Here is an 11,520-nt window from a genome sequence, read left to right as displayed (position 1 = left end):
CGAAAGTACTTACTTTTAAGGATGGGAAAACAATGGATCACGCACTTTCTTTGGAATTGGATCCGACAACGATTGCAGCAGACCCGCGGATACATGACTTATCTGAGGTTAAACAAAGCGGCATGGCATGGGTGAAAAGTCACGTTCAAGAGGTAAATAATTGGGTTGAGCGAGATGGTTTTGCACTACTGCGTGGCTTAAATATTGTGAGCACAAATCAGTTTAGCACTATACTTGAGACCTTATTTGGTGAGCGTTTAAGCCAGTATATTTATCGTTCTTCTCCTCGTACCGCGTTGAACAACAATATTTATACCACGACTGAGTACCATGCTGATCAAGTGATCCTTCAACATAACGAGAATGCCTATTCCAATGTGTGGCCGATGCGAATGGGGTTCTTTTGTGTGATCCCAGCAACCACGGGAGGATGCACCCCCCTTGCTGATAGTCGTGAAGTCTACCGCCATATTCCAGCTGAGCTAAGAGATAAGTTTGAGCGCCTAGGCGTGCAATATGTGCGTAACTACGGTGATATTGACCTACCTTGGCAAGAAGTTTTCCAGACTGAGAGTAAGACAGATGTTGAGCACTATTGCCAACAAAATGAAATCGAGTTTACTTGGCTTGATGATAAAAGGCTACAAACTAAGCAATGGCGTCCAGCCGTTATGCGCCATCCAAAAAGTGGTGAAAAGGTATGGTTCAATCAAGCTCACTTGTTTCATTGCTCAAGCCTAGACAATCAACTCAGTGCGCAAATGCGTGACAGTATCGGCAGCGAATTTTTACCACGCAATGCTTTTTTTGGTGATGGCAGTGAGATTAGCGACCAAGACATTGCCATGATTAACCAAGTTTATCGCGACCTGACTTTTGCCTACCCATGGCAAAAAAACGATATTTTGCTATTGGACAATATGCTGTTTACCCATGGCAGAGAGGCCTATACAGGTACTCGAAAAGTGCTAGTTGGCATGGCGAAAATAGCCTCGGCTTAACTGGTTAATATTAATCTTTTCCAGTGAAAGCTGGGCAATAACACTTGTTAGTGGTTACGTGGTTGGCAATGTAAGGAATTTGAACAATGAAATGGCTAATACAACTGCGACTAAGACTGATGATGCTATTTTGCATTACCCTAGCGCTTGCATCTTGTTTGCAGAAAAAAAGTATCGCGGATAATCACACCATCATGCCTAATCAATTAGAAATGATAGCAGCGGTGGTGAAAGAGTACTGCGATGCGAACCTTTTCTTTGGCACTATTTATATTACGTCAGTTGATAAAGTAATTTACCAGCATCACTGCGGGCCACAAAATATGCAGTATGATGTCGCGAACAGTGTGAAGTCGAAGTATCGCATTGGCTCCAATACCAAAGCGTTTTCGGCCGCTATTCTAATGAATATGTTAGATGGTAAGGACTTACGGCAGGAAACCATTGGCGACCACTTGCCTTGGTATCCAGATAATCAATGCGCAGATGTGTCATTGCATCACCTACTTACCATGTCATCTGGGATCAATAACTACAGTGACAACGAAGCGGTGTACGACAACTATGGTTGGCGACCCTATTTATATGACTCAAATCTAGACCTTAACGGACCAGAAGATTTTAGTAATCGCTTTTGTACTTGTGGTGCTGAAGCTGGGCAAAGTGGTACCCCCTCGTTCACGCCCGGCAGTAAGTATGAATACAGCAACTGTAACTACTATCTTATTGGTAACATTATCGAGCAGTTAGCTGCAGGTAAACAGGGCAACATTGGTCGTGAGTATTGGTTTGCTAATATCGTTCAAGAGCAAATTCTAAACCCGCTTAACATGACTGACAGTGGCTCATATAGCGCGATAGGTGTGTATTCGAATATGACCACAGGTTATATCTACAACCAAAACCAGTATTTACCTCTAGCGAATGGCCGCCCTCCAGCTACAGGCGGGCCCGCCCCCTATGAAGATATTTTGGTTAACCCTTACAGTAATCCGCTAGTGCTTTACTCTGCCGGAGATTTATATTCGACCGTAGAGGATATGCACAAGTGGGATCAAGGGTTATATGGTACGCAGGTCTTAAGTGATGCCCAAAAACTGGCAGCTTTTGCACCCTATTCCAATACCGGCAGTAGCACAGAGTGTGAATATTATGGTTATGGTTGGTTTGTAACCTACGTCGACCCTAACCAGTATGGCAAAGTAGCAAATTGCCCCGAAAACCCAGCAGACGCTAACCTTAGAATGTATGAAAAGTTTTTACAGTATTCAGGAAGTTACCCCTATTCATGGGTGACTAGTTTTACTCGTTTACTGGAACGAGATCAAAGCATCATGGTGTTTAGCAACTATGTAAAAGAAGGGATTGAGTCAGATTGTATCGCCGATGAGATCCGCAACATTATCTTCTATAGTGATAAACACCGCACTGAGGAATGTCAGCAAGATTTAAATCAGGCATAACGCGGTGAGAGAAAACATCGAGCTCTGATGCTCGGTTAAACAAATTAATAGAACACCTGTGGTAGGTGGCAACGTTTCGCTCAGCTGTATTTGTGACACTGTGCAAATCCTTGGTTGTTCTTAGGTTTACTTCTTCATGATTAATGAAGGTAGTAAAGCCCATCTTTGAATGAGCATAGCTTGTGAAATTATGGGTGCTAGGGCAAGTGCCGTGTTGGCACTTGATGGGTTCGACAACTGTTTAAGTAAATCATAGAGGATGAATTATGGCAGTGACAAAAACAGCGAAGGACGACAAGGTAAGCGAAGCGCCAGAACAACAGGAACCACAACTTGTTGCTGATGAAGATAGAGCAGCCGTTGCTCAGCTGATTGTCGACAAATACACCAAATGGTCGTTTGGTTCTGGGTTTATTCCCTTGCCTGCGGTTGATTTAGTGGCGTTGACGGGGATCCAAATGAAGATGATAGGCGAAGTCGCGAAAGTCTATGGTCAATCATACGGAGACAATAAGTTGCGTGGCACAGTAAGCGCATTGATCGGCGGCTCTTTTCCACAAACCTTAGGGGGCGCGGGACTAAGCAGCTTTTTGAAGGCGGTTCCTGTGATTGGTACGTTAAGCGCAATCGCATTTATGCCAATAGTGTCTGCGGCATCAACACATGCAGTGGGCTCTACGTTTGTTCGACACTTTGAAAATGGCGGTACGCTGATAAACCTGAATTTAGCAAGTATGAAAGGGGATATCGCAGATATTGCAGCTAAGTATCGTGCAAATAAGGGAAATGCGGACGCAACCGCTGCAGCGGATAAAGCCACAGTATAACGATACTGGCTGAAATAAACCGGCAGGCAACTGCTGGTTTATTTTCCGTTTGTCGTCAATCACAACTTGGAGCAACTTATGTTAATTGCGTTGTATTTAGTGTTATGTGTTTTAACTGGGTATTGGGGGCGTCACACCTTTGCGGGGCCGGTAGGATTCTTTCTCATCTCATTGATGTTCACGCCTGTTATAGGGTTGATTATTTTACTCGTTGGGCAAAGGCGCAAACCATTAGCCGAGCAAGATGAAGAATAGCCATTTCTGTTGTCACGGCTTTAACTAGATATCAATATAACCAGATGTTTTAAAGCGATATTCTTTTGTTTTTGACCTGTGGTTTTTATTTTTAGGGACTATGCTTAATTGCATGCGCGGGCAGTAGCCCAATAACAATAAAAGATAATAATAATGGTATTGTACGAATTAATTCGCCGACATATTCAGATAAAAAAACGGACCTTTTTTGCACTTGGGTGTATTTCTGGTTTGGCTAATGCGCTGGTGCTTGCACTTATCAACAACGTAGCAGCCAATATTTCTGACATAAATAAAGAAAACCACATACTCTATTATCTTGTGTTGTTTTCACTCACTATTGCGATTTATGGTTTGACTCAGCAACGCTTAATGACCAAGGCTGCACAAATGGTTGAGCGTGCCATAGATAAACTGAGGGTCGATTTATTTGAAAGCATTCGCCACACTGAGTTATCAACACTGGAAAAAGTTGGTAAGGAACGGATTTTCAATACGATAAGTAAAGAACTCCAAACCATATCTCAATCGGCGCAGCTTTTTGTGATCATCGGTCAGTCTATTAGTTTAGTATTCTTCACATCGCTTTATATCGCTTGGCATTCATTTGTAGCCTTTATGGTTATCTCAACACTTATCATGGTGGGTGCCAGTATACACCGCTTAAGAGCGAATGAGATTCAGCGCAACATGCGGATCTCCTTTGACAGTGAAAACCAGCTTATTCAGCGCTTATCTGATTTGCTTGATGGCTTTAAAGAAGTAAAGCTGAGTGAGCCAAGAGCAGAAGACTTAGAGCGGGAATATCGTCGCGATTCTAATCGTGCTAGGCGAGCGAAGACAAAAACACAAACTCTGTTTGCGACAGACTTTATTTTGTCACAAATAACGTTTTTTACCGCAACCGGTGCAATGGTTTTTATTGTTCCTATGCTATCCGATGTCTATACAGATGTCGTGATCAAAGTCACTACTGCATCGTTATTTTTAATCGGTCCAATTACCAGCATTGTTGGTGGGATCCCAGTATTCACAACCGCAACCGAGGCGGCGCAAAATGTCTTGGCACTAGAGCGTGATCTTAAAACGATAGCAGACCAACAGCATACCGAGAGGCTGAAATCTACCGAAAACCTCACATCATTTAAAGCCATTGCTATGCAAGGCGCGTTTTATCAGCACCAGAAGAAATCCAGTGACCGCCCTTTTTCCGTAGGGCCTGTTGATATTACATTCGAGCAAGGGAAAACCACTTTTATTACCGGTGGAAATGGTAGTGGCAAAACCACATTTATTCGTATGCTGACAGGTTTATATGCGCTTCAAGGCGGACAAATTTTATTAAATGGTCAAGCTGTGACTGATGATAATCGGCTCGCATATCGAAGTTTATTCACCGCTGTCTTTGCCGATTTTCATTTGTTCCAGCAGCTCTATGGTATTCGTGATTTGAGTGCTCAAGAAATAGACGAGTGGTTAGACTTTCTGGAGATGCGTGCCAAAGTCAGTATTCAAGAAGGGGCGTTTAGTACCATTGACTTGTCATCAGGGCAGCGAAAGCGATTGGCGCTACTGAGCACTATTTTAGAAAATAGGCCTATTTACATTTTTGATGAGTGGGCGGCAGATCAAGACCCTATCTTTAGACGCAAATTCTACGAACAAGTGTTACCACGCTTAAAGGCACGTGGTAACACGGTTATCGCCATCACTCACGATGATGCTTACTTCCACTTAGCTGATACACACTTAAAAATGGAAGAAGGACAACTATTTACCCATCAAGATAGTGAAAGTAATGGAGTGCTATCATGAATGTTACTATCCCTGAAGATTTTGGTTTATATGCTGTTGGTGGTGTCGTACTGGCACTTATTCTTTCAAACTTGTTTATGCGGGCGTTAAAGTGCTATAAACCCAAATGGCATAAACGCATATTGTCTTGGCGCTTTCGTGCTGGTGTGACGTTACTAATTTTGCTTTTTATCGCCGTTGTTTTGGTCAAAGTTGTCTTTATAAAAATAGATTCAGGGCAGGTGGGAGTGATATGGAAGCGCTTTGGCGGCACGTATGTTGAGCACCCGTTTTATGAAGGGACAGTTTTGGTATACCCCTGGGATACGTTGACGATTTACTCCAGCCGCTTCCAAACGACCACCACAGAGATCCATGCTATTACCTCTGAGGGACTGAGGATAAAAATGGAAATAACGGTGCGTTACCGCCCCGTCGTGGAGCATATTCCTTATTTACACAAGTTAGTTGGGGAAGACTATCTAGATGAAATTGTGATCCCAGAAGTTGCATCTGCGGTGCGCATGATTGTTTCTGACTATACCGCCGAGGAAGTATACGCAAATCAACGCTTAAAGATTCAAGATAAGCTGTTAAGCACAGTCCTGAGAGAGGTTCAGTTGCAAGAAAAAACCATACTAAAGCAAGAAAAGAGCGAGATGCAGGGGCATAATTTGGTAAATCTAGACGACATGCTAATTCGCCATGTAGATATTCCAGAAGGGGTGCATAATGCAATTATAGCGAAAGTAAACCAAATGCACTTGTATCAAGAGTACGAAATGCGCTTGGATGTTGCTGAAAAAGAAGCAGAGCGAAAGAAAGTTGAAGCCATGGGGATAGCTGATTTTCAAGAGAAGGTGAGTGGGGGGATCTCTGAAACTTACCTAAGATGGCGCGGCATAGAAGCAACCATTGAATTAGCCAAATCGAACAATGCAAAAGTGGTGGTTATTGGTAGTGGAAAAGATGGGTTACCACTGATTTTAAACACTGAAAATGGGGAAAGTGCTTTACCTGCTTCGGTGCAGCCAGTGGCAGGGGATCCGCAAAACCAAGAACCACAAACCCCCAATGCCATTACTAAACCAAAATAATACCAATTTTCTTAATTAGGTGGTCTATTTTGAGGCGAGAAAACCTTGTCGATAACCCCGCTACCGCGTCCTGTTATCGCCAAGGTACCTACATCCACGTAGGTAAGGCTAAAAATTTGCTATTTAGTTGTTCTAAATAAGAAATTTTTAACGCTATTAGCGTCAGATTTACTCCTTCAAATTGAGCAAGCATTAAGTCAAATTGGTAAAAGAGACCAAAGTGAGCCTCACTGCAATACGGTCGCTCATAGCCTATCCTAGCCCTAAGTTAGTTACATTTTGATTCTCACGCACTACACTGTGTTGCGTGAGAAAAGGCAAGGATAATAAAAAATGCAAATTGATTTACACCATGGTATGACATGGGTTGTTGCCCGTGCTGCGGGATTCACTGAACAAGAAGCTGAAATTATTGCTCACGCGTCGCAATATGTAGACGATGCAACAAATTACGGTCATATCGAGTTTGATAACGGGGCGGCCTATGAGCGTATCGCTACCGCACATAAAATGCTTGATTATAAAAACCTCGACAGCCTGAAGAATATGAAAGTGTGGGTGCCTTTTCATTTTTTACCAGGCAATGGAGGGTTGCCCGCTGGACAAAACCCCTCCGGCAGTTTTATTCAAAAACTGGTCTGTAAACCGCATTCATATGTAGCAAAAGACATGATTACTGAATGTATCGCAGATAAGGCAAGGCCATATGGATTACATCGCCTAGGTATTACCTCTCATGTATTCATCGATACATGGGGCCATCAAGGGTTTGCTGGAATACAACATAAAGTCAATAAAGTTAATGAAATAAAAGACTTAAATGGCGAAGCGGAAGAAACATGGAGCGAGCGTATCAGTGAATATTTTTCAGATATTTTTCAAGATGATATTCCAAGCCTTGGACATGGGCAGGCACTGTCTCACCCAGATCAGCCGCATCAAGTGTGGAGCTATATCAACGGTTTGGATGAGAAAGTAGTAAGAGATAACCCAAGCGATTTTCTGGTTGCTGCTGATGAGCTGTGCAAAGTCTATCAAGCTTATCGGGGAAAAGAGATAACAGGCTTGGGTGAGTCAGTAAAGCAAGAAATAGCACAGTGCTTTATTGAATTTAATATGGATGATGGTGAAGTGCGCCACCAATTGTGGCTTGATGCAATCAAAACCGATAGATTTGGCCTAGGTGCATACACACTTACTTATATTGCCAAAGGCGAAGGGTCGTGGAAGCATCAAGCGCTAGGCACGACACGTGCTAAAGGTGATGACGATAGCTATCCATTTCGCCGTGAATTTTTAACTTCTAATTGGAAGTATTTTCATGATGCGGCTAAAAAGCATCGTCTCTGTGTAATTGATGATATTTTGCCTAGATATGGGATTTGTGTCAGCTAAGCTTCAGTAAAGTAAGTGCAGCTAGGCTGCACTATTCTTGTGTTTAAAATAGCTCGGAAGAAAGTTCACGGGATTGTGAGTTTTGGTTAATATGCCAAGTTTCGACGAGGCGAGTTGTACCACCTGAGTTTTTACAAATTAATTCTGTCACCAGTACTTTATAAAAACCACTGTATTTAGCCTCACCCGCAACATTTAAGACATCACTATAAAACCCACCTTGATGTCTTTCATTGAAAAATGTTGGGTTACCACCGACATAATTGGCCTTTCGGCACTGGCCTTGGTGCGAGTTGTTATTAATATTAATCAAGCCGGTATATTGAACATCTGCAAAATACCCAGGACCATTACTCGGCGTTTGCCAATCAGCCACTTTGATTTCACTGTGCCATGCAACGGCGGGAGCCTTAGGTATCTTGTGGTAGACTATCGCCTCTTCACCTGAAGGTAATATGCAGCTGAGTTTAAGCGACTTTTCTGTTAGCTTATGCTCCGCAGGAATAGGGCCAGAAATAAAGGGCGTGTTGAATGTCAGAGGAGCAATCAAATTGCCAGTTTGTGTATTAACCACTTCAAATTGATGGCACTCATCCACTGTTAAGCCACCTATGAGTGCATTAAAGTACTCTGTTGTACCTGCACGAGCTGAGATAAAATCAACAGGTGCGCCCTGATACTGCGAATGATCTCCCGCGCCATCTTGATCATAAAATACCTGAGTAGCAAAAACAGAAGTGGAACTACAAGCCAATACCATCGCAAGTAGTCGAGTGTTGAATGTAACCATAGTTTCTCCTTTACAGTTTATTTTTTATTCAGTTCCAATATAAGGTAAATGTAATTACATACAACTTTTTGATTTTTCGGGTTTTAGCAACTATCTAATTACTGCAACTGCAATCTGGAACGATATGTGAAGTGAGTATGAAGGCTTAGAACTTCACTAACGCTAGATGAGTGGAGTTCAAGTGGGTAGAGATTTGAGTTATTAGAGAGGAAGTGGACAGTATGTTGATGTGGGAAATCATTTCTATTCGCCAACATTGGGTAAAAAGCTTTATGCGCTTATGACTCTTCCAGTGGTAAATTATGAGATGTGAAAGAATCTACTATTTTCTAGCCTCATTTTGGTGTTGTTGAAAAGCTGAATATTGTTGCGGGCTAATCATAATTTACCGTTTTAAATTGCAGACTAAACATTCACTTTTTGCAAAAACTATTTTTGATTTGCAGAATGTAGAGCTACCAACGCCTGTTTTTGAGCTTTTTTAATCATGCCGGCCGGAGTTTATACATAGTGAGGTGACCAGCACTATGTGAAAAATGCTGTATTTAACCTCACCCATCATCTTCATTACAAAATCCACACGTAATGTGACTTATAGTCCGTAGACACATTGTCTACATTGGTAAATTATCCCTTTAGCATTAGAGGGTTATCATGAACGAAGAAAAAATTCTCCAGCTATTTGGACTACATATTAAAAGCTTGAGGCTAAAGCTAGGCCTTAGTCAAGAGGAGCTAGCTTCTCTGTGTGAGCTTGATAGAACATATATTAGCGGAATAGAGCGGGGCAAAAGAAATATCAGTCTGTTAAACATTTTAAAGCTTGCTGATTCTTTGCAGTCTTCAGCGTCAGAGCTCATGAATTTTAAGAGTAAGGATAATAATGACAAGCCCATATAGTCACTTTGTGGATGAATTAGCAGAAAAGCACGGTGTCAGTAAAACTGGATTATTAAAAAAGTTTCTTGAGTTTAAGACTCGAGCTGTAAAAGGGAATAGCAAATCTAGAAGAAATTGGGCCGCGGTTTATACGATATCCGTGATTTGTGAGGACTATGTGGCTGGACAAAAGAATGGCTCATCTTCCACATCTCTGCTGCGTAGGATTAGACAGAAGCCCTATGGAAGTAAACTTCAAAATCACCATCTGGATAACAGATTAAATGGCGAATTTAAGAAAAAATACCGAACAGATTTAGAAATCATGGACATAGATGGCTCTAACCGGAAAGTATCGGAAGCTATTTTGGGTGAAGCTGGAGATAAACCTGAAGCCGTGGCTAAATTTGCGGTAGATGTGGTTGCTACATATGCGTCAATTATCGCGAAAATCGAGATTGCATTTTTAACTGAAATTTCATCCGCTAATACTCAGCAAGATATACTAAAAACAATAGTTAAGGCTTTCAATGCCACCTCAGATGCAAGAGTTTTTGAAATTGTTTCTTTCGCTATCTTACATTTGTCTTTCAAGAAAATTAAAGCTTCATTCTCCACAAGCTCCGGTGAAATTGAGACTAGCCCATTAATGCTTTATAAAACCGGAAGAACTAACGCTAATGATGGAGGTATCGACTTTGTACTCAAGCCAATAGGAAAGTTTTTTCAAGTTACAGAAGGTATCGATTTCAAAAAGTACTTTTTAGATTTTGATAAGGTGAACCGGTTTCCTCTGAGTTTTGTGGTGAAGACAAGCTTAAGTGTAGATGAAGTACAGAGCCAAATTAGGCTTAAGGCCAGCCGGGAAATGGATGAGCTAAAAGTGGAGCTTTATATGTCTTTATTTGAGGATATATATACCTTAAATGAGCTAAGTGATTACCTCCAAGAACTTTCTACAGATAACAATTCAATTGAGCAGCTGAAACAAATTATTATCAACTGCTATAAGCTCGAGTTTAGTTTATCTGATTAAAGGGTTTTGCTGTGGCGAGGCACTTGTGTCAGCTTCTTTCTGCCTATTTTTTTTGGATAAATTATTGGTCTTTCTTTTTTTCTCTTTTGCTAGTTCTTGCTCAGAATAATGGGATGGAAGCTCGAGTCTTCTAATTCCCATTTTCACGTATTCTTCATTGATCTCGATACCAATAAATTTACGATTGAAGCGCTTTGCAACAGCGCCCGTGGTAAAGCTTCCTGAAAACGGATCAAGGACGTAATCCCCTTCGTTTGAAGATGCTTTTACAATACGCTCAAGCAGTGATTCTGGTTTTTGGGTTGGATGATTTTCATACTCATCCATCTTGAACCTAACTCTCGGGAACTCCCAAACATTACCAGGAACTTTTTTTGTATTGTAAGGCTGAGGAGGGTTTTTTCGATAATCTATTAGCTGCCTTTTAGCGCCTGTTTTCGCCTCAACTAATATATCTTCATGATTGAAAGTATAGTTTTTAGGGTGTTTAGTAAGCATTAATATCGGCTCATACATAGATCCAAAGTATGTCTTTGCTTGAACACCAGAGCTATCATAGCTCCAAATCACTCTGCTTTTTATAGTGAATAGTTTCCGACAGTAAATATCCAAAAAGGGCATATTTTCGGTACTATTCATTAAATAGAATGTTCCATTTGGCTTGAGTACTCTAAAGCAATCATCAATCCATTCGTAACACCATGCAAGAAAATCTTCTTCAGTCCACTTTTCCTTTAAACCATCGAAATCTTTGCCTATGTTATACGGTGGATCTGCGAAAATTAAGTTCACTGATTCGTCAGGAATAGCTTTTAAACCCAGCAGGACATCACCGTGAATAATCTTTTGATTTTCATCTGAAAAAGTTTGATTTATAACATCAAATCGAGCGGCCATTAGAATACTCAAAGGAACATAAAAGCGTGACGCATAGTCTACATTTTAATATATTACATAACAACTGAATTGAATATGGTACATAA

Annotated in this window: 11 protein-coding genes; 9 read left to right on the top strand and 2 right to left on the bottom strand. The window is 41.3% G+C overall.

The window, feature by feature from the left end:
* The first annotated feature begins 32 nt into the window (after positions 1-32).
* The 7 genes from HUZ36_RS06690 (at position 33) to HUZ36_RS06660 (ending at position 7,832) form a co-directional block, all read left to right on the top strand.
* Positions 33-1,001 (top strand): TauD/TfdA family dioxygenase, encoded by a 969-nt coding sequence (locus tag HUZ36_RS06690; protein WP_176032419.1) that lies wholly within the window; start codon positions 33-35, stop codon positions 999-1,001.
* A gap of 86 nt (positions 1,002-1,087) precedes the next feature.
* Complete coding sequence (locus HUZ36_RS06685) at positions 1,088-2,464, top strand: serine hydrolase domain-containing protein (protein ID WP_176032418.1); 1,377 nt, start codon at positions 1,088-1,090, stop codon at positions 2,462-2,464.
* A gap of 266 nt (positions 2,465-2,730) precedes the next feature.
* Complete coding sequence (locus tag HUZ36_RS06680; RefSeq protein ID WP_176032417.1) at positions 2,731-3,291, top strand: YcjF family protein; 561 nt, start codon at positions 2,731-2,733, stop codon at positions 3,289-3,291.
* A gap of 78 nt (positions 3,292-3,369) precedes the next feature.
* Positions 3,370-3,546 carry a hypothetical protein gene (locus tag HUZ36_RS06675; protein WP_167508250.1) on the top strand — a complete coding sequence of 59 codons (177 nt, stop codon included), beginning with the start codon at positions 3,370-3,372 and terminating at the stop codon, positions 3,544-3,546.
* Positions 3,547-3,699: 153 nt separating this feature from the next.
* Entirely contained in the window at positions 3,700-5,361 is a 1,662-nt protein-coding gene (locus tag HUZ36_RS06670; RefSeq protein WP_176032416.1) for a cyclic peptide export ABC transporter, read from the top strand.
* Positions 5,358-6,437 carry a prohibitin family protein gene (locus HUZ36_RS06665; RefSeq protein WP_176032415.1) on the top strand — a complete coding sequence of 360 codons (1,080 nt, stop codon included), beginning with the start codon at positions 5,358-5,360 and terminating at the stop codon, positions 6,435-6,437. Before HUZ36_RS06670 ends, HUZ36_RS06665 begins: the two co-directional genes overlap by 4 nt.
* A gap of 333 nt (positions 6,438-6,770) precedes the next feature.
* The gene (locus tag HUZ36_RS06660) at positions 6,771-7,832 is read left to right on the top strand and encodes a DUF6765 family protein (RefSeq protein ID WP_176032414.1); all 1,062 of its coding nucleotides are present in this window, start codon (positions 6,771-6,773) and stop codon (positions 7,830-7,832) included.
* Between the two features lie 43 nt (positions 7,833-7,875).
* Here the strand turns inward: HUZ36_RS06660 and HUZ36_RS06655 are convergent, their stop codons facing one another.
* Entirely contained in the window at positions 7,876-8,622 is a 747-nt protein-coding gene (locus HUZ36_RS06655; RefSeq protein WP_176032413.1) for a hypothetical protein, read from the bottom strand.
* 654 nt (positions 8,623-9,276) lie between these two features.
* On the opposite strand from HUZ36_RS06655, the gene HUZ36_RS06650 reads away from it, so the two are divergent.
* The gene (locus HUZ36_RS06650) at positions 9,277-9,522 is read left to right on the top strand and encodes a helix-turn-helix domain-containing protein (protein ID WP_128730151.1); all 246 of its coding nucleotides are present in this window, start codon (positions 9,277-9,279) and stop codon (positions 9,520-9,522) included.
* Positions 9,506-10,537 carry a type II restriction endonuclease gene (locus HUZ36_RS06645; protein ID WP_147389015.1) on the top strand — a complete coding sequence of 344 codons (1,032 nt, stop codon included), beginning with the start codon at positions 9,506-9,508 and terminating at the stop codon, positions 10,535-10,537. Before HUZ36_RS06650 ends, HUZ36_RS06645 begins: the two co-directional genes overlap by 17 nt.
* On the opposite strand, the gene yhdJ is transcribed toward HUZ36_RS06645, so the two are convergent.
* Positions 10,526-11,434: an adenine-specific DNA-methyltransferase gene (yhdJ, locus tag HUZ36_RS06640; protein ID WP_147389016.1), complete on the bottom strand. Its 909-nt coding sequence runs from the start codon at positions 11,432-11,434 to the stop codon at positions 10,526-10,528. The genes HUZ36_RS06645 and yhdJ overlap by 12 nt on opposite strands.
* Between the last annotated feature and the right edge of the window lie 86 nt (positions 11,435-11,520).

The sequence above is a fragment of the Pseudoalteromonas sp. McH1-7 genome, from assembly GCF_013366255.1.
Taxonomy (GTDB): Bacteria; Pseudomonadota; Gammaproteobacteria; order Enterobacterales; family Alteromonadaceae; genus Pseudoalteromonas; species Pseudoalteromonas peptidolytica.
This window is presented reverse-complemented; position numbering and strand designations above follow the sequence as displayed.

What these genes read in the sequence shown, in the direction of transcription:
- HUZ36_RS06685 (WP_176032418.1), top strand. Translation starts at nt 1,088, where the DNA reads ATGAAATGGCTAATACAACTGCGACTAAGACTGATGATGCTATTTTGC.
- HUZ36_RS06645 (WP_147389015.1), top strand. Translation starts at nt 9,506, where the DNA reads ATGACAAGCCCATATAGTCACTTTGTGGATGAATTAGCAGAAAAGCAC.
- HUZ36_RS06675 (WP_167508250.1), top strand. Translation starts at nt 3,370, where the DNA reads ATGTTAATTGCGTTGTATTTAGTGTTATGTGTTTTAACTGGGTATTGG.
- HUZ36_RS06690 (WP_176032419.1), top strand. Translation starts at nt 33, where the DNA reads ATGGATCACGCACTTTCTTTGGAATTGGATCCGACAACGATTGCAGCA.
- HUZ36_RS06680 (WP_176032417.1), top strand. Translation starts at nt 2,731, where the DNA reads ATGGCAGTGACAAAAACAGCGAAGGACGACAAGGTAAGCGAAGCGCCA.
- HUZ36_RS06670 (WP_176032416.1), top strand. Translation starts at nt 3,700, where the DNA reads ATGGTATTGTACGAATTAATTCGCCGACATATTCAGATAAAAAAACGG.
- HUZ36_RS06660 (WP_176032414.1), top strand. Translation starts at nt 6,771, where the DNA reads ATGCAAATTGATTTACACCATGGTATGACATGGGTTGTTGCCCGTGCT.
- HUZ36_RS06665 (WP_176032415.1), top strand. Translation starts at nt 5,358, where the DNA reads ATGAATGTTACTATCCCTGAAGATTTTGGTTTATATGCTGTTGGTGGT.
- HUZ36_RS06655 (WP_176032413.1), bottom strand. Translation starts at nt 8,622, where the DNA reads ATGGTTACATTCAACACTCGACTACTTGCGATGGTATTGGCTTGTAGT.
- HUZ36_RS06650 (WP_128730151.1), top strand. Translation starts at nt 9,277, where the DNA reads ATGAACGAAGAAAAAATTCTCCAGCTATTTGGACTACATATTAAAAGC.
- yhdJ (WP_147389016.1), bottom strand. Translation starts at nt 11,434, where the DNA reads ATGGCCGCTCGATTTGATGTTATAAATCAAACTTTTTCAGATGAAAAT.